General features: G+C 73.3%; 6 protein-coding genes. 4 read left to right on the plus strand and 2 right to left on the minus strand.

The genetic code is table 11. The annotated features are described in order from the left end of the window. Positions 1-24 precede the first annotated feature (24 nt). From SSP24_RS15370 to SSP24_RS15385, 4 genes are all read left to right on the plus strand, one after another. Entirely contained in the window at positions 25-633 is a 609-nt protein-coding gene (locus tag SSP24_RS15370) for a hypothetical protein (protein WP_141310086.1), read from the plus strand. A gap of 63 nt (positions 634-696) precedes the next feature. Beyond that, on the plus strand, positions 697-2,406 hold the full coding sequence (locus tag SSP24_RS15375; protein WP_141310087.1) for an ABC transporter ATP-binding protein: 1,710 nt from the start codon (positions 697-699) through the stop codon (positions 2,404-2,406). Beyond that, on the plus strand, positions 2,403-4,226 hold the full coding sequence (locus tag SSP24_RS15380) for an ABC transporter ATP-binding protein (RefSeq protein ID WP_141310088.1): 1,824 nt from the start codon (positions 2,403-2,405) through the stop codon (positions 4,224-4,226). Before SSP24_RS15375 ends, SSP24_RS15380 begins: the two co-directional genes overlap by 4 nt. Positions 4,227-4,326: 100 nt before the next feature. Beyond that, the gene (locus SSP24_RS15385) at positions 4,327-5,397 is read left to right on the plus strand and encodes an iron-siderophore ABC transporter substrate-binding protein (protein WP_141310089.1); all 1,071 of its coding nucleotides are present in this window, start codon (positions 4,327-4,329) and stop codon (positions 5,395-5,397) included. Positions 5,398-5,447: 50 nt separating this feature from the next. Here SSP24_RS15385 and SSP24_RS15390 read toward each other — a convergent pair whose 3' ends face one another. Continuing rightward, on the minus strand, positions 5,448-5,660 hold the full coding sequence (locus tag SSP24_RS15390; protein ID WP_141310090.1) for an MbtH family protein: 213 nt from the start codon (positions 5,658-5,660) through the stop codon (positions 5,448-5,450). Further along, positions 5,657-24,484: a non-ribosomal peptide synthetase gene (locus tag SSP24_RS15395; protein WP_141310091.1), complete on the minus strand. Its 18,828-nt coding sequence runs from the start codon at positions 24,482-24,484 to the stop codon at positions 5,657-5,659. Before SSP24_RS15395 ends, SSP24_RS15390 begins: the two co-directional genes overlap by 4 nt. Between the last annotated feature and the right edge of the window lie 32 nt (positions 24,485-24,516).

The following is a 24,516-nucleotide window of genomic DNA, read 5'->3' on the forward strand; positions in this document are numbered from 1 at the left end:
TAAGGCTAACCTAAGGGGGCTCCGGTGACGGAAACAGCTGGCCCCGACCGCGACTTGGCGGCCTGGGCCGATGGTGTGCTGGCGCGGATCGACGCGCAAGAAGGACTCGACGGCGAGTTGCTCGCCGCGTTGGGGCGTGGTCCGAGCCTGCGCGAGGAGACACTGGCGCGCATGGCCGAGGCCGTGCGGGCGGCGGCCCTCGGCTTCGGTCCGGCCGGGTGTGCCGCGGCCGCCGGGGTGCCGGAACGGCTGCTGCTGAACTGGCAGGACCACAACCCGGCGTTCGCCGCGGCGTTGTCGGGTGCGCGGGCACTGGCCCGGTCGCACGGGTCCGACGGCAACGGCGCTGCGCGTCCGCCGGCCCCGGCCGCGTTGCTCGTGCTGCTCCAGGCGATTCGCGGGGGCGCCCAGCACGCGTCCGCGGCGGCGCTCGCCGACATGCCCCGGGCGGCCCTCAACAGGCTGCGCAAGGAACGCCCGAAGGTGAACGCGCTGATCCTCGCCGCGCGCCGCGCCCGGCCCAAACGGGCAGATCGGCGCGGCAGTTCGACGTACGCACACAGATACCGGCTCATCAGCGTCGACGATGCCCCTTCGAGACCTCAAGGGGGTAGCCGCGAGGGGCAGTTCTGATTAGCCTTACCTAAGTTTTGTGCACGATGTATGGACGCTGTGAACCCCCTTCCGGAGGGATGCGTGAGAAAAGCGGACCTGCCGGGGCGGAGTGTCCTGTGGCGTGCGGTCGGCGGGCAGCGCCGCGACGTCGCGCTCGGCGCGGTCCTGGGCATGGGTCACCAGACGGGCGAAGCCCTGGTGCCGGTGCTCATCGGACTGGCCGTCGAACGAGGTGTCGTGGACGGTGATGCGGGCGGACTGCTGCTGTGGCTCGGCGTCCTGGCCGTCGTCTACGTCGGGCTGTCCTTCAGCTTCCGCTTCAGCGCACGAGCCGGCGAACGCGCCTCCGTGACCGCCGCGCACCGCCTCAGGACCCAGCTGATCGGCCGCGTCCTCGCCCCCGAAGGCGGCGCGGAGGACGGCCGGCTGCCCGGGGAGCTGGCGAACACAGCGACCGAGGACGCCAAGCGGGTCGGGGCCGTCACGATGGCGCTCATCGTCGGCATCGCGGCCGCGACCGGCCTGGCCGTCGGCGCGGTCGTCCTGCTGCGGATCTCCCTCGTCCTCGGTCTGCTCGTGCTGCTGGGCACCCCGCTGCTGCTATGGCTGGTGCATCTGCTGAGCAAGCCCCTGGAGCGGCGCAGCGAGACCGAGCAGGAACGCGCGGCGCGGGCCTCGGGCGTCGCGGCGGACCTCGTGGCCGGGCTGCGGGTGCTCAAGGGCATCGGCGCCGAACCGGCGGCCGTCGCCCGCTACCGCCGTATCAGCCAGGAGTCGCTGACCGCCACCCTGCGCGCGGCCCGGGCCGAGGCCTGGCAGAACGGTGTCGTCACCATCCTCACCGGCGCGTTCCTCGCTCTGGTGGCGCTTGTCGGCGGACGGCTCACCGCACGCGGCGACATCGGCCTCGGCGAACTCGTCTCGTCCGTCGCGCTCGCGCTCTTCCTCATCGGCCCGCTCTCCGAGTTCTCCTGGGTCAACGCGCAGCTGGCGCAGGGCCGGGCGTCCGCCGCCCGGATCGCCGAGGTGCTCGGCGCCGACCGGGCCGTGACGCCGGGAGGGCCGTCCGACGGCGCCGTCCTGCGACGGGTCGAAGGTCGACTGCGGCTGAGCAGCCTGTCGTACGGCTCTCTGCGCGAGGTGGACCTCGACATCGCCCCGGGCGAGACGGTGGGCGTCGTCACCACCGACCCCGGCGACGCGACGGCCCTGATGCGCTGCCTGGGCCGCCACGCCGACCCGGAGAGCGGGGCCCTGGCACTGGACGGGACGGAACTGCCCGCGCTGAGCCTCGCCGAGGTGCGGGCGGCGATCCTGGTCGCCGAGCACGACGCCGACCTCTTCGAGGGCACGCTCCTCGACAACGTCACCGCCGCCGTCGGCGCCCACGCCGCCGCTCCCGTCACCGCCGCGATCGCCGCGTCGGGCACGGACGAGGTGGTACGCGCCCTGCCCGACGGTCCCGACACGGCCGTCACCGCACGCGGCCACTCGCTCTCCGGAGGTCAGCGGCAGCGCGTGGCGCTGGCCCGGGCGCTGGCCGCAGACGCGCCGGTGCTCGTGCTCCACGAGCCCACCACGGCCGTCGACGCCGTCACGGAGGCAGGCATCGCCGCCGGGATCCGGGACGTCCGCGGCGGCCGCACCACCGTCCTGGTGACCAACAGCCCCGCACTGCTCGCCGTGACCGACCGGGTCGTCCTGATCGAGGGCGGCAGGGTCACCGCGAGCGGCATCCACGAGCACCTCGTCCACGACCTCGCCGCCTACCGGACGGCGGTCCTCACATGACCGAGCCGCGCACCAACAACCACTCCGACTCCCCCCTCCTCCCCGTCGCGACCCCGGCCCGCACCCGCGCCGCCGTCGCCGAACTGCTGTGCCCGCAACGGCGGTTGGCCCTCACCGCTTTCGCCGTCATGGTCGCCTCCACGGCCGTCGGACTGCTCGTACAGCCGCTGTTGGGCCGGATCGTCGACCTGGCCGCCGACCGCGGCTCCGTCGACGCCATCACCACCACCGCGGCGCTGCTGCTGGCCGTCGCCGTGGCGCAGGGCGTCACCGCCGGGTTCGGTCTGTCCCTGATCTCACGGCTGGGTGAGACGACCCTGGCCCGGCTGCGCGAGCTGTTCGTCGAGCGGGCGCTGGGGCTGCCGCTGGAGCGGATCGAGAAGGCCGGCGCCGGTGATCTGACCGCACGCGTCACCGCCGACGTCTCCCTCATCGCCGAGGCCATCCGCAGCGCCCTGCCCGAACTGGCCAGGTCCCTGCTGACCATCGTCCTCACGCTGGGCGCGCTGGCGCTGCTCGACTGGCGTTTCCTGCTGGCCGCGCTGCTCGCGGTGCCCGTGCAGGCGGCCACCGCGCGCTGGTACGTCGACCGCGCGGTCCCGCTCTACGCCGAGCAGCGCCGGGCCGCGAGCGCCCAGCAGCAGCAACTGCTCGACACCATCGCGGGCAGCTCCACCGTGCGCGCCTTCCGGCTGGAACGGGAGCACACCGAGCGGGTCACCGAGCGGTCCTGGTCCGTGGTGGCGCTGACCATGCGCGGGGTGCGGCTGGTGCTGGGCTTCTACAGCCGTCTGCACATCGCCGAGTACATCGGACTCGCCGCCGTGCTGTTCACCGGCTACTGGCTGGTCCGCCAGGGCTCGGCGTCCGTCGGCACGGCGACCGCCGCCGCCCTGTACTTCCACAGCCTGTTCGCCCCGGTCAACTCGGCGCTAGTCCTCCTCGACGACGCCCAGTCGGCCACGGCGAGTCTGTCGCGGCTCGTCGGAGTCACCGACCAGCCACCGCCCCCGGAACGGACCGGTTCCGTCCGGTCGGGCGGCGTCGAGGTCACCGTGCGGGGCCTCGGTCACGCGTACCGGCCCGGCCATCCCGTCCTGCACGACATCGACCTGACGATCCAGCACGGCGAACGCGTTGCCCTCGTCGGCGCCAGCGGCGCCGGCAAGACCACGCTGGCCCGACTGATCGCGGGCATCCAGCCGCCCACCACCGGCACCGTCCTGATCGGCGGCGTGCCACCGACCGAACTCGGCGCGGCAGCCTCCCGGACGGTCGCCCTGATCACCCAGGAGACCCACGTCTTCGCGGGCCCGCTCGCCGACGACCTCCGCCTCGCCAAACCCGACGCCACCGACGGCGAACTGCGCGCCGCACTCGACCGCGTCGACGCCCTGGCCTGGGCCGAGGCGCTGCCCGACGGCCTCGACACCGTCGTCGGCGACGGCGGCCACCGGCTCAGCGGCGCACAGACGCAGGCTCTCGCGCTCGCCCGGCTGATCCTGGCCGACCCTCCCCTGGTGATCCTCGACGAGGCCACCGCCGAGGCAGGCAGCGCCGGAGCCCGCGCCCTGGAGAAGGCGGTCGCCCAGGCGGTGGACGGCCGCACCGCGCTGATCGTCGCCCATCGCCTCAGCCAGGCGGCTACCGCCGACCGCATCGTCGTCATGGACGCGGGCCGCGTCGTCGAGACCGGCACCCACGACGAACTCCGCGCCGCCCAGGGACGCTACGCGGCCATCTGGAAGGCGTGGTCGGACACCCGCGACACCGGCAACCACACCGGCAACCACACGCACCCCGGCCCCCACACCTCGTAGACGCACCGCTGAGATCCGGCCCCCACACCCCGTAAACGCACCACCGAGATCCACCCCGCACCACCCCGCTCCACTGGAACCCGAACAACAAAGGACCACGATGTTCCGCTCCCGCAGAGCACCACGGCTCGCCGCCACGCTCGCCTCAGCCCTCCTGCTCCTCGTCACGGCCACGGCCTGCGGCGGTGACGACTCCGGATCCGACGACACGGACGCGAGTGCGCAGGCAGGCGCCTCCGGAGAGTCCGCGTTCCCGGTCACCGTCGCGCACAAGTACGGCAGTACGACCATCAAGTCCGAGCCGAAGCGGATCGTCACCGTCGGCCTCACCGACCAGGACTCGGTCCTGGCGCTCGGCGAGGTCCCGGTCGGCACCACCGAATGGCTGGGCGGCTACAAGGGCGCCGTCGGACCCTGGGCCGAGGACAAGCTCGGCAGCGGGGCGGCACCGACCGTACTCAAGGACACCGGTACCGGCCCGCAGGTGGAGAAGATCGCCTCGCTCAAGCCGGACCTGATCCTCGCGGTCTACGGCGGACTCACCAAGGAGCAGTACGAGTCGCTGTCCAAGTTCGCCCCCGTGGTCGCCCAGCCGAAGCAGTACAACGACTACGGCGTGCCGTGGCAGGAGCAGACCGAGACGATCGGCAAGGCGCTCGGCAAGCCCGAGCAGGCCGCCGCGGCGGTCAAGGAGACCGAGGACGCGATCGCGGCGGCCGTCGCGGAGCACCCCGAGTTCAAGGGGCAGACGGCCGTGATGGCCACGCCGTACGAGGGCATGTTCGTCTTCGGCAGCCAGGACCCGCGGTCGCATCTCCTCACCGACCTCGGGTTCACTCTGCCCGAGGACCTGGACAAGGTGATCGGGGACCAGTTCGGCGCGAACATCAGCAAGGAGCGCACCGATCTGCTCGACCAGGACGCCATCGTGTGGCAGGTCGCGGACGTGACCAAGGACGCCGACAAGCTGCACAAGGACGCCTCGTACAAGGACCTGAAGGTGGTGGAGGAGGGCCGCGAGGTCTACGTCAACGAGACCAGCGACTACGGCAACGCGCTGTCCATGGGCACCGTCCTCAGCCTGCGGTACGTGGTCGAGCGGCTGGTTCCGCAGCTGGCGGCGGCCGTCGACGGCAAGGCCGACACGAAGGTGGAGCAGCCCGCTTCCTGAACCGGCAAGGCGATGGGGGCGGTCCCTAGGGGCCGCCCCCATCGTCGTGTTCAGCCGTCCATGGCCTCGGCCAGGCTGCGCGGCCGCATGTCGGTCCAGTGGGTCTCGACGTACTCCAGGCAGGCCTGCCTGGGCGCGGGCCCGTGGACCACCCGCCAGCCGGCCGGTACGTCCACGAAGTCCGGCCACAGGCTGTGCTGGTTCTCGTCGTTGACGAGCACCAGGTAGACGCCCTCGGGGTCCTCGAACGGGTTGCTGCTCATGCCTGTCCTCTCTTGTGCGGGTTGCTCTGCGCCCACGCGATGAGTCCCTCCAGGGCCCGGAACCACGTCCGGGCCAGGTCCTCGACCGTCTCGCGCGGCAGCAGACCTTCCAGATAGGACCAGTGGGCGGCCAGCACCGGCCCGTCCGCCCGGTCCTCGGTCACCACGTTGATGCTCAGCGCGTGGCCCTCACGCATCGCGGCCTCCGGTCCGATGTCGGCCGCGTCCTCCTCGGGCGCGTACGACCAGTCCGTCTCCTCCGGGATACCGAACCGGCCGAGGTAGTTGAACTCGACGCGGGCCGGTTCTCGGACCGCCAGTACCTCGCGGGTACGGGGGTTGAGGTGGCGCAGCATGCCGTAGCCGACGCCGTTCGCGGGGAGCGAGGCCAGGTGCTCGCGGACCCGGCGTACCGCTTCCTCGGCCGCGGGGCCGCCCGCGAAGGCCTCGGCCAGGTCGATCGGGCCCGGATCGAGGCGGACCGGGAAGACGCTGGTGAACCAGCCCACCGTGCGGGAGAGGTCGACGCCGTCGCCGCCCAGCTCCTCCTCGCGGCCGTGGCCCTCCAGGTCGACCAGGACGGAGGTGTCGGTTCCGCCGCCGCGCCGCCGCCAGTCGGCGAAGGCCAGGGCGAGACCGGTGAGCAGCACGTCGTTGACGCCGGCGCCGAACGCGGCGGGCACGGTCGACAGCAGTGGCCCGGTGGGCTCGGCAGGCAGCCGCGTGATCACCTCGCGCTGGGTCTCGGTCGTGTCCAGGTCCGGATCCAAGGCCCGTACGAGAGGGAAGGGTTCGCTGCCGCCGTCCAGGACGGCCGTCCACACGGGCAGCTCCGCCTCGCGCGCGGGATCTTGGGCCAGTTCGGACAGCAGCCGCGACCAGCGGGCGAATGACGTGTCCACCGGTTCGAGCCGTACCGGCCGCCCGGCGGAGACGTCCTGCCAGGCCGCCGCCAGGTCCGGCAGCAGCACCCGCCACGACACGCCGTCCACCACCAGGTGGTGGGCCATCAGCAGCAGCCGTCCGGGCGCGTCGCCCGCGTCGAACCACACGGCCCGCACCATCGCGCCCTCGTCCGGGTCCAGCAGCGCCCGGGCCGCGTGCGCGTGCTCGCGCACGGCCTCGCCCAGCGCCTCGGCGTCGAGCCCGGCCACGTCCACCCGGTCGATCCACCCGGCGGCGTCGACCGCCCCGACGAACGGGACGTGCAGTGACCAGTCCTCGGTGTCGTCGCGCGACGGCCGCACCAGGGTGGCCCGCAGCAGGTCGTGCCGGTCGGCCAGTGCCTGGAGCACGGCGGTCAGACCGGGCAGGTCCAGTTCCGCGGGCGTACGGACGAGCGCGGCCTGGTGGTACGTCGAGAAGGGGCCGCCCAGTTCGCGCAGCCAGTGCATCACCGGGGTGAGCGGCACGGTGCCGGTGCCGTCGTCCTCCGGGCGCGGTGCGGCGCTGTCGGCGGACTCGGCGACCGTGCTGAGCGCGGCGACCGTACGGTGCCGGAAGACGAGACGCGGAGTGATCCGCGCGCCCGCCGCCCGGGCCCGGCCGACGAGCTGCATCGCGACGATGCTGTCGCCGCCCAGGGTGAAGAAGTCGTCGTCCACGCCGACCTGTTCGAGCCCCAGCACCTCGGCGAAGACCGCGCAGAGCGCCTTCTCCATGGGAGTGGCGGGCGCGCGGCCGGACGACAGGGCGGAGAAGTCGGGCGCGGGCAGGGCGGCCCGGTCCAGCTTGCCGTTCGCCAGCTGCGGGAACCGGTCCAGGGGTACGACGGCCGCGGGGACCATGTGGTCCGGGAGCCGGGCGGCGACGTGGGCGCGCAGCGCGGCCGGGTCCGGTGTTGAGCCCGGGACCGGGATCACGTACGCCACGAGCTGCTTGCGCGGACCTTCCTGACGTACCGTCACCAGCGCCTGAGCGACGGCGGGATGGCCGGTGAGCGCGGACTCGATCTCGGCCGGTTCGATGCGGAAGCCGCGGATCTTGACCTGGTCGTCGGCCCGGCCGAGGTAGTCGATGCGGCCGTCGGCGGTCCAGCGGGCCAGGTCGCCGGTGCGGTACAGCCGCGTGCCCGGCGCGCCGAACGGGTCGGCCACGAACCGCTCGGCCGTCAGGGCGGGAGCGCCCAGATAGCCGCGGGCCAGGCCGCCGCCCGCAAGGTACAGCTCGCCGGTGACGCCGGGCGGTACCGGTTGCAGCAGGTCGTCCAGCACGTAGGCGCGGGTGCCGGTCACCGGCCGTCCCACGAGCGGGCATTCGCTGTCGCGGACGCGCACGACAAGGGCGTCCACGGTGGACTCGGTCGGACCGTAGAGGTTGAACGCCTCGGTGCCGCGCAGCGCCGCCAGCCGCCGCCACAGCGCGACCGGGACGGCCTCACCGCCGACGCCGACGACCGCGAGGGGGCAGTCGTCCCCGTCCAGGAGGCCGCTGTCGGCCATCTGCGCGAAGAACGACGGCGTGACCTCCAGGAAGTCGAAGCGGTGCTCCACCACGGCCGCGGCAAGGAGTTCGGGATCGCGCTGGACCTCCTCGGAGACGATGTGGACGCAGTGCCCGTCCAGCAGCCACAACTGCGGCTGCCAGGAGGCGTCGAAGAAGAAGGACCAGGCGTGCCCGGCCCGCAAGTGCCGCCTCCCGGTGGCGTGGGTCGCCGGGGTGTACAGCGTCTCGCGGTGGCTGCGGAACAGGTTGCCGAGGGTGCCGTGGGTGACCACGACGCCCTTGGGGCGGCCGGTGGAGCCGGAGGTGTAGATGACGTATGCCGGATGAGCGGGCGACAGTGGGGCGGTCCGCTCGGCGTCGGTGAGGTCGGCCGGATCGTGGGCGGCGATCCGCTCCTTCACCGCGGGCTCGTCCAGCGCCAGCACCTCACCTCCCGCGGGCAGGGCACCCGCGAGGTCGCGGGTGGTGAGGGTGAGCACCGGACGGGCGTCGTCGAGGACGTCGGCCGTGCGCTCGGCCGGTGCGTCGGGGTCGAGCGGCAGATAGGCGGCCCCCGCCTTGTGCACCGCGAGGACGGCCACCAGGAACCGCGCGGTGCGGGGCAGGGCCAGTGCCACGAACCGCTCCGGGCCTGCCCCGTGTGCGACCAGCAGCCGGGCCAGTCGGTTGGCCTCGGCGTTCAGCTCGGCGAAGGTGAGCTCGATGCCCTCGGAGGCCACGGCGGGCAGTTCGGGGCACTGCCGCACCCGGTACTCGAACAACGCGGGGACGGTCGTCGGCGCGGCGAGGAGCGGCCGGCTGTGCCAGCCGCCGACCAGGCGGTCCCGCTCGTCCTCGCCGAGGATGTCCACGCGCCCGACGGTGACGTCCGGGTCGGCGGTCACGGCGCGCAGGACGCGCCGCAGACGGTCGGCGAAGGACTGCGCGGTGGTGTGGTCGAACAACTCGGCGCTGTACTCCAGGACGCCGTCGACACCGCTGCCGTCGCCGCGCTCCACGAAGTCGAAGGACAGGTCGAACTTGGCCGTCGTCTGTACCACGTCGTCCCGGCGGGCGTGCAGCCCGGGAAGCCCCGTGTCGTCCTCGCCGCCGGACGCCAGGTACACCACCATCACCTGGAACAGCGGGTGCCGGGCCAGCGACCGGGCCGGGTTGAGCACCTCGACCAGCCGCTCGAACGGCACGTCCTGGTGGTCGAAGGCCGCCAGGTCCGTCTCCCGCACCCGGGCCAGCAGCTCCCGGAAGGTGGGATCGCCGGAGGTGTCGGTACGCAGGACCAGGGTGTTGAGGAAGAAGCCGACCAGGTCCTCCAGGGCGGCGTCGGTGCGCCCGGAGATCGGGCTGCCGATCGGGATGTCGTGCCCGGCGCCCAGCCGGGTGAGCAGGGTCGCCACGGCGGCCTGGAGCACCATGAACACGCTGACGCCGTTGTCCCGGGCCAACCGGTGCAGGTCTGCGGCCAGTTCGGCGTCGAGGGAGAGGTCGGCGGAGCCGCCCCGGTAGCCGGCCTCCAGTGGCCGGGGCCGGTCGGCGGGCAGCGCCAGCTCCTCGGGCAGACCGGCCAGCGCCTGCCGCCAGTAGGCGATCTGACGCTCGCTGACCTCGGCGAGCAGCCGCTCCTGCCATAGCGTGTAGTCGGCGTACTGGATGGGCAGCGGTGCCCAGTCCGGGGCGCGCCCGGCCGTTCGGGAGGCGTAGGCGAGGGCCAGGTCCCGGTTGAGGGGCACCTCCGACCACTCGTCACCGGCGATGTGGTGCAGCAGGAGCAGCAGGGTCCACTCGTCCTCGCCGGTGCGGAACACATGGACGCGCAGCGGGGGTTCGCGGTCCAGCTCGAAGCCGTACGCCCCGGCCTGCGTCAGCCGCTGGGCGAGCTGCTCCTCGTCCGTGTCCTCCACATCGAAGGGGATGCGGACCTCGTCCGGGGCCAGCACCCGCTGGAAGGCGCGGCCCTCCTCGTCGGGGAAGACGGTGCGCAGCGTCTCGTGCCGTACGACGAGATCGTGAACCGCGGCCCGCAACGCCTCGACGTCCAGCGCTCCGGTCAGCCGCCAGGCCGAGGGGATGTTGTACGTCGCGCTGGGGCCCTCCACCTGGTACAGCACCCACAGCCGCTGCTGGGCCGACGACAGCGGCAGCCGCTCGGGGCGCGGGCGGACCGTCAGCGCCGGGCGGGTGGCGGCCTCCGTCGTGCCGTCCGCCGTCAGCCGCTCGGCGAGCCGGGCGACCGTGGGCGCGTCGAACACCGTGCGCAGCGACACCTCGGCGCAGAGCACCGCGCGGATGCGGGCGGTCAGCCGCATGGCCAGCAGCGAGTGGCCGCCCAGGGCGAAGAAGTCGTCGTCGATGCCCACCTCGGGCACGTCGAGGACCGCAGCGAACGCCTCGCACAGCAGGTCCTCGCGTGGTGTGCGGGGCCTGCGTCCCGAGGTGAGGGCGGCGAAGTCAGGTGCGGGCAGCGCCTTCTCGTCGAGCTTGCCGCTGACGGTGCGCGGCAGAGCGGGCACCGTGACGAAGGCCGCCGGCACCATGTGCGAGGGCAGCGCGGACGCCGCACGCGCGCGCAGGTCGGACGGGTCCGGCGTACGGTCGCCGACCGGGAGGACGTACGCCACGAGCCTGCGCACGCCCGGGGTGTCCTCGCGGACGACGACCGCGGCTGTCGCCACGCCCGGGTGGTCGGCGAGCAGCGCCTCGATCTCCCCGAGTTCGATGCGGAAGCCACGTAGCTTGACCTGGCTGTCGGCCCGCCCCAGAAACTCCAGCGAGCCGTCACGGCGCCGCCGGGCGAGGTCGCCCGTGCGGTACATGCGGCTGCCGGGCGCCCCGAAGGGGTCGGCGGTGAACCGCTCGGCGGTCAGTCCGGGCCGGTTCAGGTAGCCGCGGGCCAGGCCCTCGCCCGCCAGGTACAGCTCGCCCGTCACTCCCACCGGCACCGGCCGCAGAGCGCGGTCGAGGACGTGGGCGCGGATGTTGTCGAGCGGCGCGGCCCACCGGCCGGAGGCGTCGTCGTGCCAGCCGTAGGCGTCGACCGCGCACTCGGTGGGGCCGTACAGGTCGTGGACCTGCACCCCGGGCAGGGCACACAGCCGTTCCCACAGCGGCGCGGGGGTCGCCTCGCCGCCCACGGCGATCACACCGGGGATGTGGCCGCCGGGCTCCAGGAGGCCGTGGTGGATCAGCTCGCGCAGATAGGTGGGCGTGACGTCGAGGAAGTCGATCCGCTCCCGGCCCAGATACGTCAGCAGTGCGGCAGGGTCGGCCATGGTGGCCTCGTCGGTCACGTGCAGCTCGTGGCCGGCCAGCAGCCAGATCAGCGGCTCCCACGAGCCGTCGAAGCTGAATGACGCGGCGTGCACGGCCCGCAGCCCGGACCGTCCCGCGGCCCGTTCCGCCGGACCGATCAGGTCGTCGCGGTGCGCGGCGATGAAGTTGCTCAGGCCGCGGTGGGTGCCGACGACGCCCTTCGGTCTGCCGGTGGAACCGGAGGTGAAGATGACGTACGCGGTGTTCGAGAGGGCGGGCGGGGCCGGTGCCGTGGCATCCTCGCCCGCTCGCAGGTCGAGGTCGTCCAGCAGCACCGGCGCGTAGCCGTCCGGCAGCCTCGACGCGAGGGCCGTCGTGGTGAGCACGCACAGCGGTGCCGCGTCCCGCAGCATGAACTCAAGCCGTTCGGCCGGGTACTCGGGATCCAGCGGCAGATAGGCAGCCCCGGACTTCAGCACACCGAGGATCGCCGGGACCATGAGGGCACGGGGCAGGGCCAGCCCGACCACCGTCTCGGCACCGGCGCCCCGGTGCGACAGCAGCCGCGCCACGGCGTCCACATGCTCGGACAGTTCCCGGAAGGTCAGCCGGGTCTCGCCGGTGACCAGGGCCGGGGCGTCGGGGCGGTCCCGTACGACGTCGTCGAAGATCTCCGGGACGGTGCGGGTCTCCAGCGGCCGGGCCGTGTCGTTCCACTCGGTCGCGGCGGCCGACTCCTCCTCGTCGGTCAGGACGCGCAGCGTGTTCACCGGCCGTGCCGGGTCCCGGGCGATCTGCTCCAGCAGGCCGAGCAGCCGCTCGGCCAGCGCGGCCGCGGTCTCGGTGTCGGTGAGGTCGGTGGCGTACTCCAGCAGCAGCGCCATGTCGCGTCCGGCGCCATGGTCGACGAAGGTGAAGTCCAGGTCGAACTTGGCCATGCCGGTGTCCATGTCGAACCACTCGGTCGGCAGTCCGAACAGATCGGGGTCGCCGTCGGGGCGGTGGTGGTAGCCGAGCATCACCTGGAACAGCGGGTTGCGGTCGGCGACCCGGACCGGGTTGACCGCGTCCACCACCCGGTCGAACGGCACGTCCTGGTGCTCGAAGGCGGCGAGCGCCGACTCCTTCACGCGGTCCAGGAGTTCGGCGAAGGACGGGTCACCGGACAGGTCCGTGCGCAGCACCAGCGTGTTGACGAAGAAGCCGACCAGGTCGTCCACCGCGCTGTCGGTGCGGCCCGCGATCGGCGCGCCGAGCGGGATGTCCTCCCCCGCGCCGAGCCGGTGCAGCAGTGCCGCCGTCGCCGCCTGGAACAGCATGAACATGCTGGCCTGATGGGTGGCGGCCAGGTCCCGCAGCGCGGCCCCGGTCATGTCCGGCACCGCCCTGCGCACGACGGCACCCCGGCCGGTGGTCCGGGCCGCACCCGGGCGGTCCAGGGGCAGCGCGATCTGCTCGGGCAGATCGCGCAGTGTGCGTGTCCAGAAGTCGAGCTGCCGCTCGCCCACCTCGGCGAGCAGGGCTTCCTGCCACAGCGTGTAGTCGGCGTACTGCACCGGCAGCGGCGCCCAGTCCGGCTCCCGCCCGGCAGTGCGGGCCGCGTAGGCGTGGTTCAGGTCGGCCAGGAACGGCCGGTCGGACCACTCGTCGGTGGTGATGTGGTGCAGCACCAGCGCCACCACCGAGTCCTCGACGCCGAGTCGCAACACCTCTGCCCGTACCGGAAGTTCGACGCTCAGGTCGAAGGGACGGCGCTGGGCGGCCTCGATCCGCGCGGCCAGCTCCTCCTCGGTGCAGTCGGTGACGCGGAACTCGGGCTCGGCCTGACCGGCCGCCGCGATCCACTGGTACGGCTCGCCGTCCTCCACCAGGAAGCGGGTGCGCAAGGCCTCATGACGGTCGGTCACGTCCCACAGCGCGCTCCGCAGGGCGTCGAGGTCCAGCGTGCCGCGGAGCCGGAAGACCAGCGGGAAGTTGTACGCGACCCCGTCGCCGGTGATCCGCTCGACCAGCCACAGCCGCCGCTGGGCCGCCGACAGCGGGATGCGCGCGGGCCGCTCCGTCGCGGGGATGAGGACCGGGCGGGCGGGCCGTCCGGCCTCCGCGCGCAGCGCCAGCGTCTCGGGCGTCGGGGCCTCGAACAGGTCGCGGATCGCCAGCTCCGCGCCCAGTTCGGTGCGGGCCCGGCTGATCAGTCGGGTGGCCAGCAGCGAATGGCCGCCCAGGTCGAAGAAGTTGTCCTCCGCGCCGGTGCGGGGCAGCCCGAGCACCTCGGCGAACAGACGGCACAGCACCTCCTCGACGGGCGTGCGCGGCCCGCGCCCCTCCGACAGGGCCACCGCGGGCTCGGCGTCCGGCAGGGCCCGTACGTCGAGCTTGCCGTTGTCGTTCATCGGCAGCCGTGGCAGGACCACGAAGGCGGGGGGGACCATATAGCCGGGCAGCCGCTGTCCCAGGTCCTCGCGCAGCCGTCGTACGAGCGCGCCGTTACCGCGGGTGGCGGTGGGGGTGTTGGCGTACGGAGCGGTGCCACGGTCCGGGAGGGGGCGGTGCAGGCCCACGGTGCGCCGGGGTTCCGTGCCGCGGACGAACACCGCGTCGAAGCAGCCCGGTTCGTCGGACCAGGTGGTCAGGACCCGGTAGCCGTACGACTCCCCCAGCCGCCGCAGGTGCTCGGGCTCCTCGCCCGCCGCAGCCGGGCCGGGCAGCCGTCCGGCGTCCATCGCCCGCATCGCCGCGAGGTCGTCCGCCGTTCGCGCGTCCGGTATGCGGCGGACCCGGAGCTGTTCCGCGCCGTCCAGGCGGGCGACGAGGTCGCCCGTGCCGGTCCAGTCGAGCACGGGAGCGTCGTCCACCGGGACGGCGCCTGCGCCCTCGTACAGCACCACGTCGTACCGGTACCGCGTCAGCTCGTTCTGGTGTCGGCCGGCCTTGGTACGCAGTTCGACGCCGACGCCGAGGGTGCTGAACCAGTCGGGGTCGACGAGGAGTTCCTTCTCCAGGGCGAGCCCCCGGTCCACGGCCCGGCGCAGCGCCTCCGGATCGGCTTCCGCGCCCGCGCGGGCCAGCTGGATGCCCGTCTGGAACACGCGGGCCTGCCGCAGATCGCGAACGTCACCGAGGAACAGGGCACCGCCAGGCGCGAGCAGCCCCATCGCGCCCCGGATCACCTTGCGCAGATGGTCCAGGCTCGGGAAGTACTGCACGACGGAGTTGATGACGATCGTGTCGAGGAAGCCGGTCGGCAGACCGTCCGTCACCTCGGCGGCTTGGCAGCGAAGTTCCACCTTCCGGGCCAGCTCCGGGTCGGCCTTCAGGTCCTCGCCGAGCTTGCGGATCACGGGCGCCGCGAAGTCCGTCGCCCAGTAGGACTCGGCGTCCGGGGCGAGCCGCGACATCAGCAGACCGGAGCCGACGCCGATCTCGAGGATGCGTCGCGGCCGCAGCTCGCGGATGCGCTCCACGGTGGCCTCGCGCCACTCGCGCATGTGCTCAAGGGGGATGGGCTCGCCGTCGTAGGAGCTGTCCCAGCCCGCGAAGCCCTCGCTGAAGACGGCCGTGCCGATCTCGGTGTACTCGGCCGAGTAGATCTCCCGCCACTCGCCGATCTGCTCCCGCTCGGCCGCCTGAAGAGCCTCCGCGTCGGGTTCCGCCGGGACGACGTACCCCACCAGCCGCTTGGTGCCGGGGGCGGAGGCGTCGTCGCGGGCGAGGACGGCGGCCTGGGAGACCTCGGGGTGCTGAGCGAGCACCGTCTCGATCTCGCCGAGCTCCACCCGGTGGCCGCGGATCTTGACCTGGTCGTCGGTACGGCCGAGGAAGTCCAGGTTGCCGTCCGGGCGGCGCCGCACCAGGTCGCCCGTGCGGTACATGCGCTCGCCCGGACGCCCGTACGGGTCGGCCACGAACCGCTCGGCCGTCAGGCCGGGCCGGTCGAGGTAGCCGCGGGCGAGGCCCACGCCCGCGATGTACAGCTCGCCGGCCACACCGTCCGGCACCGGCCGCAGCCAGGTGTCGAGGATGCGGGCGCGGGTGGCACGGATCGGGCGGCCCACGGTCGGGGTGGCGCTGTCGTGGGTGCCGCCGCCGAGGGTGTTGATCGTGTACTCGGTGGGTCCGTACAGGTTGTAGCCGTACGTCCCCTCCGTGTCCCGCAGCGTGTTCCACACCGTCTCGGTGACCGCCTCGCCGCCGAGCAGCACCAGCGGCGGGCGGTGCCCCTCCAGCAGGCCCTCCTCGATGAGGAGATGGGCGTACGTGGGGGTCACGTTCACCACGTCGACGCGGTGCTCCTCGCAGTACGCCACCAGCGCGGTGGCGTCACGCCGCAGTTCCTCGTCGCAGACGTGCACCTCGTGGCCCTCGACGAGCCACAGCAGCTCTTCCCAGGACATGTCGAACGCGAACGACACGGTGTGCGCGATGCGCAGCCGCCGCCCGCCCGCGGACGCGATCGCCGGGGCGAAGATCTCCTTCTGGTGGTTGAGCTGCATGTTCGTCAGCCCGACGTACGGCGTGACCACGCCCTTGGGGCGGCCCGTGGAGCCGGACGTGTAGATGACGTAGGCGGGGTGGTCCAGGCTGAAGGTCCGGTGCACGGGATCTGCGGGCAGACCCGCGAGTTCCGCCGCCACCTCCGGGTCGTCGAGCAGGACGCGCGGGGTGACGCCCGTCAGCGTCCGCGACACCGCCTTCGTCGACAGCAGGAGCAGCGGGCGGGCGTCGGCCAGCATCAGCGACAGCCGCTCGGCCGGATGGTCCAGCTCCAGCGGCAGGTAGGCGGCACCCGTGCGCAGCACCGCGAACAGCGCCACCACCATGTCGATCGACCGCGGCAGGCCCAGCGCGACGACCTGCTCGGGACCTGCCCCGCGCGCGATCAGCAGCCGGGCCATCCGGTTGCAGCGGGCGTCGAGTTCGGCGTACGTCACGGTCTGCGCGCCGAAGACGAGGGCCGTCGCGTCCGGGGTGCGGGTGGCCTGGGCGGCCAGCATGTCCGCGACCGTCTCGTGCGGCACCGGCTGCCGGTTTTCGGCCTCCTCTCGGGCCAGTGCGGTGGCCTCGGCGGGCAGCAGCGGGTCCAGCGAGCCGACGGGCGTGGCGGGGTCGGCCACCAGCCGGTCCACCAGGAGCACGAAGCGGTCCAGCAGGCTGCGCGCGTGCGCGTCGTCCAGCACGTCCGGGCGGTAGGCGAGGGTGACGCGGACCTGGGCGCCCGGGGTGACGACCAGGTTGGCCGGGTAGTGCGTGGCGTCCACGTTGGCGACCGCCGTCGCCCCGTGCCGGTCGCGCAGCTCGGCGAGCCGTTCGTCGGTGTCGGCGTTGCGCAGCACGAACAGCGTGTCGAACAGCCGCCGGTGGCCGGTCTCGGCCTGCAGGACGCCCAGACCGAGGTACTCGTGCCGCATCAGCTCCAGCCGCTCGCCCTGGATGCGGCGCAGCAGGTCGAGCACCGGCTCGCGCGGGTCGAAGGCGATGCGCGCGGGCACGGTGTTGAGGAACATGCCGATGACGTTCTCGACGTCCGGCACCTCGCTCGGCCGGCCCGCCACCGTCGTACCGAACACGATGTCCGTACGGCCGGTCGCACTCGCGAGGACCAGGCCCCAGGCGGCGTTGAGCACCGTGTTGAGGGTGAGGCCGTGGCGGCGGGCGGTGTCGCGCAGCCGTTCGGCGGCCTCCGGGTCGAGGACGGCGTCGAGGTGCTCCGGGATCACCGGCTCCAGGCCCCGGTCGTCGACGGCGGGCGCCAGCAGCGTGGGCTCGTCGAAACCGGCCAGCGCGGCGCGCCACGCGCGGGTCGCGTCGGTGTCGTCCTGCCGCTCCAGCCAGGTGAGGTAGTCGCGGTAGGAGCCGGGGCGGGCCAGACCGGCCGGGTCGCCGCCGCTGTCGTACAGGGCGAACAGCTGGTCCAGGAACAGCCAGGCGGACCAGCCGTCCCACAGGATCAGATGGCGGCCGATGACGAGCCGGTCGCCGCGTGCGTCGCCGAGCCGGACCAGCAGCATCCGGAACAGCAGCGGGCGGGTCAGGTCGAAGCGCCGGGAGCGCTCCTCGTCCATCAACTCCCGCATGCGCCGGTCCTGTTCGGCCGTCGGCAGCCCGGACAGGTCCACCTCCGTCAGCGGGATCTCGGCGTCCCGCACGATGAACTGCACCGGCTGGCGCAGTCCTTCGCTGGTGAACCCGGCGCGCAGGCTGGGGTTGCGGGAGAGCAGGGTGCGGGTCGCGGCCCGCAGCCGCTCGGCGTCCACGCGTTCGGCGAGGTCGAAGGACTCGTGGACGGTGTAGACGTCGAGGGAGCTGTCGTCGTACGTGGAGTGGAAGAACAGGCCCTCCTGGAGGGGGGCGAGGGGCCATACGTCCTCGATACGGCCCGGCGCCAGTCGCTCGACCGAGGCGCGTTCCTCGTCGGTCAGCTCGAACACGGACACGGTGACCGTCGTCTCGTCCGCCGTGGTGGCGGCCGCCGCGAGCGCCGCCGGTGTGCGGTGCTCGAAGACATCGCGCGGGTCGAGCACCAGGCCCGCGCGGCGGGCCCGGCTGGAGACGGCGATGGAGCTGATGCTGTCGCCGCCGAGCAGGAAGAAGTCGTCGTCGACGCCGACGTCCGTGAGCTTGAGTACGGCGGCGAAGATCTCCGTGAGCAGTTGTTCGCGCGGGGTGCGCGGGTCGCGGGCGGCGGCCCGTACGGCCCGGGGTGCGGGCAGCGCCGCCCGGTCCAGCTTGCCGCTGGGGGTGAGCGGCAGGGCGTCGAGGACGACGTAGGCGCCGGGGACCAGGGGGGCGGGGAGGGTGCCGGACAGGGCGTCGCGCAGTGCGGTGGCGTCCGGGGCGGCACCGGCCTGCGGCACCACGTAGGCGACGAGCGCGTCGTCCCGTACCGTCACGGCGGCCTGTGCCACCTCGGGCAGGCGCGCCAACGCCGCCTCGATCTCGCCGAGTTCGATGCGGTTGCCGCGCAGCTTGACCTGCCGGTCGGTGCGGCCCAGGTACTCGATCACCCCGTCCGCGCGGCGCCGCACCAGATCGCCGGTGCGGTACATGCGGGTGCCGGGCGGGCCGTAGGGGTCGGCCGTGAACCGCTCGGCGGTCAGCGCCGGGCGGCCGTGGTAGCCGCGGGCGAGTTGCACGCCCGTCAGATACAGCTCGCCCGGAACCCCGTCGGGAACCGGCCGCAGGCAGGAGTCCAGCACCCGCAGGCCGGTGTTCCACACGGGCCGCCCGATGGGCACGGTCGTGCCCTCGTCGTCGCCGTACGGGTGGTAGGTGACGTCGACGGCGGCCTCGGTCGGGCCGTACAGGTTGTGCAGCGGTACGCCGGTCAGGGCGTGCCAGCGGCGCGCGGCTTCGACGGGCAGCGCCTCACCGCTGCTCAGCACGCGGCGCAGGGCGGCCGCCCAGGAGGGGTCACCGGTCACGTCGTCCGACTGCAGGAACGCCTCCAGCATCGACGGCACGAAGTGCATGGTGGTGATGCCCTGTCGGCGGACGAGTTCGGCGAGATACGCCGGGTCGCGGTGGCCGTCCGACCGGGCGAGGACCACGGCCGCGCCTTCGAGGAGCGGCCAGAAGAACTCCCACACGGACACGTCGAAGCTGGACGGCGTCTTCTGCAGCACCCGGTCGTCGGCGCGCAGCCCGTACGCGCCCTGCATCCACGCGAGCCGGTTGACGATGGCGCGGTGGGTGACGACCACGCCCTTGGGCAGGCCGGTCGAGCCGGAGGTGTAGATGAGGTAGGCGGGGTCGTCGGGGCGGGCCCCGCGCCCGGTGACGGGCTCCGCGTCCTCCGACGGGGCATCCAGAAGCAGCACCGAGGGGCCCGTCTCCGGCAGTCGGTCGGCCGTCGCGGTCAGCGTGACCACCGTCGTGGCGCCGGAGTCGGCGAGCATGTGGGCCACCCGGTCCGCCGGGTAGTCCAGGTCCACCGGCAGATAGGCGGCACCCGACTTCAGTACGCCGATCAGCGCGACCATCAGCTCCGCCGACCGTGGGACCGCGACCGCGACAAACGCCCCCGGACCCGCGCCGCGACCGCGCAGCCGGTCAGCCAACGCCTCCGCGCGGGCGTCGAGTTCGGCATACGTCAGCCGCTCGTCCTCGAACACGACGGCGGTCGCGTCCGGGGTGCGGGAGGCCTGTGCCGCGAACGCCTCGGACAGGGTGGTCTCCGGGACGGGGCGCTCCTCGCCGGTGGGGTGGGCCTGCAGGGCCTCGTCGGGCGACAGCAGCTCGACGGAGGCTGCGGGGTTCGCCGGGTCGTCGGCGATCGCCTCCAGGATGCGGGCGAGCCGGTCGCCGAGTGCGCGCACGGCGTCGGCGTCCAGCCGTTCCTCGTGGTGCTTGAGGCGCAGGTCCAGTCGTCGGCCGGGCTTGACGACGAGGGCGAGCGGATAGTGGACGGCGTCGTGGAACGCGTCGCCGGTGATCCGGATGCTGCCCGAGGGGTCGCGGAGGTCGGTCTCGGCGGGGTAGTTCTCGAAGACCACGAGGGTGTCGAAGAGTTCGCCGCCGCCCGCGTGCCCGGCCAGCCGCTGGATCTCCGCGAGGCCGAGATGCTGGTGGTCGAGCAGCCGAGCCTGCTCCTCCTGGAGGCGGACAAGGAGGTCCCCGAGCGGCTCGCCCGGCGACCAACGCAGGCGGGTCGGCAGGGTGTTGATGAACAGGCCCACCATCGAGGCGATGCCCTCGACCTCGCTGTCCCGGCCCGAGACCGTTGTGCCGAACACCACGTCGCCCCGGCCCGTGAGCCTGCCCAGCAGCAGCCCCCAGGCGGCCTGGACCACCGTGCCGAGGGTGACTCCGTGGGCGCGGGCCCGCTCGGTGAGGCGCGCGGTGGTCGACTCGGGCAGCTCCACGCGGACGTGCGCCGGCCGCACCGGCGCTGACGTGCCCGGGGCGTCGACCAGCCGGGTCGGCTCGTCGAGCCCGGCGAGGGCGGTGCGCCAGGCGTCGCGGGCCGCGTCACGGTCCTGCTCCGCGAGGCGGCGCAGGAAGGAGCGGTAGGGGGTGACGTCGGCGAGCGGAGGCGTGTCGTTGCCGTAGGCGGCCATCAGTTCGCGGTGCAGGACGGGCAATGACCAGCCGTCGGCGACGATGTGATGGAACGTCAGGACCAGTCGGCTGCGGTGTTCCCCGAGCCGGATCAGCGCGCAGCGCAGCAGTGGGGGCGCCGCCAGGTCGAACCCCTTGGCTCGCTCGTCGGCGGCCACCGCCTCACCCAGCGACTCGCGGACCTCGCCGTCCTGTGCCGACAGGTCGACTTCCCGCCACGGCAGTTCGGCGCCCCGGGTGATGATCTGCACCGGCGTGCCGTCCGGGCCCTGGCGGAAGGCGGCTCGAAGCGGCGCGTGCCGGTCCAGCAGGTGCTGTGCGGCGCGGCGCAGGGTGGGGCCGTCGACCGGTCCTGCCAGGTCGAGCACCTGCTGTACGACGTAGGCGTCACCGTCCGGGCCGCCGCTCAGCGCTTGGACCGCATGGAAGAAGAAGCCCTGCTGAAGCGGGGTGAGCGGGAGCAGCTCCTCGACGGCGAGCGGCCGCGTGCCCTGGATCTCGGCGAGTTCGGCCGCGTCGACCTCCACCAGCGGGAGGTCGGCGGTGTGCTCGTCGGTGCGATCGACGGCCGCCTTCGCGAGGGCCTCGACCGTGCGGTGCCGGAACACGTCACGGGTGGTGAGCCTGAGCCCCGCCTCTCGCGCCCGGACCAGCAGCTGGATGGCGGTGATGCTGTCACCGCCGAGGGCGAGGAAGTCGTCCTCGGCCGTCACCGAGTCCAGCCCGAGCACGCCGGCGTACAGCCCGCACAGCAGTTTCTCGCGGGCGGTGCGCGGCGGACGGCCCGAGCTCATCGCCGAGCGGTCCGGGACGGGCAGCGCCTTGGCGTCGATCTTGCCGCTGGGGGTGACCGGCAGTGCGTGCAGCGGGACGAAGGCCGACGGGACCATGTAGTCGGGCAGCCACTCGGCGGCGTACGAGCGCAGGGTCCGCATCAGGGCCTGCACGTCGCGGAAGGGGGCGGGGCGGTTCGCGTGCGGGTACGCCTCGGCGGTTCGGTACAGCCCGGAGAGCGCGCCGTCGAGGGCGAGGACCACGTCGAACGCGCCGTCGTCTGCGGCGCCGTTCCAGGTGAGGGCCGCGGCGTAGCCGTGCTCGGCGGCCAGGGCGTGGACGTCCTCGGGGTCGACGCCGGATGCCGCCTCCTGGCTGCTGCCCTCCAGCCGCCGCAGGTCGGCCAGGTCGTCGGCGAGACGGGCGTTGGGCACGCCGGTGACCCGCAGCCTCCGTGGCCCCTCGGCCAGCAGCCCGGCCAGGCCGGTGAGGCCGCCGACGGCGGCCCAGTGCACCGCCTGCTCCTCCGGCATCCCGGGCGCGGCTGCTCCGGGACGCAGGACCACGTCGTACCGGTACCGGCTCAGCTCGTTGTGGTGGGCGGCCCGCTTGATCCGGATGTCGGCGTCGAAGCCGTCGAGCGCGGCGAAGAAGTCCGGGTCGAGGAGCAGCTCGCCCTCCCACCGCACCGACTGCTCGACGGCCGCGCGCAGGGCGCTCTTGTCCTCGGAGACGGCCCGCCGCGTCTCGACGGCGGCGCGCAGGGTGCGCAGCAGCCGCAGATTGCGGACGTCGCCGACGAAGATCCGCCCGCCGGGGGCGAGGAGTTCGGACACCTTGCGCAGGACGTCGGTGAGGTACTCCGCGCTCGGGAAGTACTGGGCCACGGAGTTGAGGACGACGGTGTCGAAGTAGCCGACGGGCAGCCCGGTCGTGTCGTGCGCGGGCTGCGCGCGCAGTTCGACCCCGGTGATGTCCACCTGGGCGCGCAGCGCCCCGATCGCCTCGGCCGAGAGGTCGGTGCCCCAGTACGCCTCGCAGTCGGGCGCGATCCGGGACAGGATCAGGCCGCTGCCGACGCCGATCTCCAACACACGCCTTTGTGAACCGAGTTCACGGATGCGCTCGATGGTCGCGTCCCGCCACTCCCGCATCTCCTCGACGGGGATGGGGAGCCCGTCGTACATGCTGTTCCAGCCCGCGAAGTTCTCCCGGAAGCCCTCCGAACCGGCGGCGCTGTAGAGGAGTTCGTGGACCTGCTTCCACTCCGCCACACGGTCGTCCGGAGCGTCGAGCGCGGGCACGACGTACGCTGCGAGCCGCCGGTCGCCGGGGCGGTCCTCGCGGGCGACCACCGTGACCTGGTCGACGGCCGGGTGGCCGCGCAGCACGGACTCGATCTCGCCGGGCTCGATGCGAAAGCCGCGGATCTTGACCTGGGTGTCGGCGCGGCCGAGGAACTCCAGCCGTCCGTCGGCCTTCCAGCGGACCAGGTCGCCGGTGCGGTAGAGCCGTTCGCCGGGCGCGCCGAAGGGGTCGGCGACGAACCGCTCGGCGGTCAGGTCGGGGCGGCCCAGATAGCCCCGCGCGAGGCCCGCTCCCCCGAGATACAGCTCGCCCGTGACACCGGCGGGAACCGGCCGGAGGAACGCGTCGAGGACGTACGCGCGCGTGCCCGGGTCGGGAACGCCGATCGGCACGACCGACCCCGCCGGGATGTCCGGATCGCACAGCCCGAGGGTGGAGTTGGTGGTGGCCTCCGTGGGGCCGTACGCGTTGAACATCATCCGCCCGCGCGCGTAACGGCCCACCAGCTCCGGCGACACCCGCTCGGTGCCCGCCAGCAGCGTGGCCGCGGGCGGCAGCCGTACGTCGTCGGGCATGGCGGCGAGCAGCGCCGGCGGAAGAATCATGAACGTGATGCCGTGGGCGTTCGCGTAGTCGGCGAGCGGGGCGCCGGGCACCCGTCGTTCGGCCGGTACGACGACCAGCCGGCCGCCGGAGAGCAGTCCGAGGCACAGGTCCCAGAACGCGACGTCGAAGCTGGGCGAGGCGAACTGCAGCACCCGGCTGTGCGGCCCGATGCCGAACCGCTCGGTCTGCGTGGCGACGAGCTTCGCCACGCCGCTGTGGGCCAGGACGACGCCCTTGGGGCGTCCGGTGGAGCCCGAGGTGTAGATGACGTAGGCGGCGTTCAGGACGGAGACGGGCGCATCGGGGTCGTGGGCCGGTTGCTCGGCCAACTCCGCCGCCGTATCGGGTGAGTCGAGTGCGAGCAGGGTCATGCCGTCCCGCTCGGGGAGTTCCCGCGCGGTCTCCTCGGTGGTCACCATGCAGACGGGGGCGGCGTCGCCGAGCATGTAGGCGATGCGGTCCACCGGGTAGTCGTGGTCGATCGGCAGATAGGCGGCGCCGGACTTGAGGACGGCGACCTCGGCGACGATCAGGTCGGTGGAGCGCGGCAGCGCCAGCGCGACGATGCGTTCGGGTCCTGCGCCGCGCGCGATGAGGGCGTGCGCGAGCCGGTTGGCCCGCTCGTCCAGCTCGGCGTAGGTGAGTTCCTCGTCCTCGAAGACCAGGGCGACTGCGTCGGGGCGCAGCCGTACCTGCTCGGCGAACATCGCGGGCCAGGTGTGCGGCGGCACCGTGTGCTCGGTGGCGTTCCAGTCGACGACGACCTGCCGGTCCTCTTCCGGGCTCATCAGGCCGAGCCGGGCAACAGGGGTGTCGGGGCGGGCCAGTGCGTCGGCGAGGAGGGTCCGGTAGTGGCCGAGCAGCCGCTCGACGGTGGTGCCGTCGAACAGGCGGGGGTCGTACGACGCCCGCGCCGCGCCCTCGCGTACCTCCAGCACCACGTCGACCGGAGCGGGCAGATCCCCGACGGGCCGGGCGGCCGTTGCGAAGGCCGTGTTGAAGAACAGGCCCCCGCCCCGCGTCGGCCGGGGGTGCAGTTCGTCGATGAGCAGCTCGGCGGGCACCCGGTAGGTCTCCGCCTCCTCCCAGGCCTCCGTCACCCGCCGCACCAGTTCCTGGAAGGTGGGGTCGTGGTCGACGGACACCCGCACCGGTAGCCCGTCGTGGCCGACGGTGAGGTCGGAGGCGCCGGTGTAGCGGTGGAGCAGGGCGATGAACGCCGCGAGCAGTACGGGGTCGGCGGCTTCGGGGACATCGGCCAGAGTGCGGGTGTGCCGTTCCGGGGCGGGCCGCGCGGGATGGGGCCGGTCGGTGGGCAGGGATGTCTCCAGCGGGAGCGGTGTGAGTATCCGTCGCCAGTAGGTCAGGACTTCTTCGGAACCGCACACAGCAGCGTGCCTCCCCAGCGGGTCGGTCCCGG

Origin of the sequence: Streptomyces spinoverrucosus (assembly GCF_006539505.1) — a bacterium.
In the GTDB taxonomy this organism is placed as follows: Bacteria; Actinomycetota; Actinomycetes; order Streptomycetales; family Streptomycetaceae; genus Streptomyces; species Streptomyces spinoverrucosus.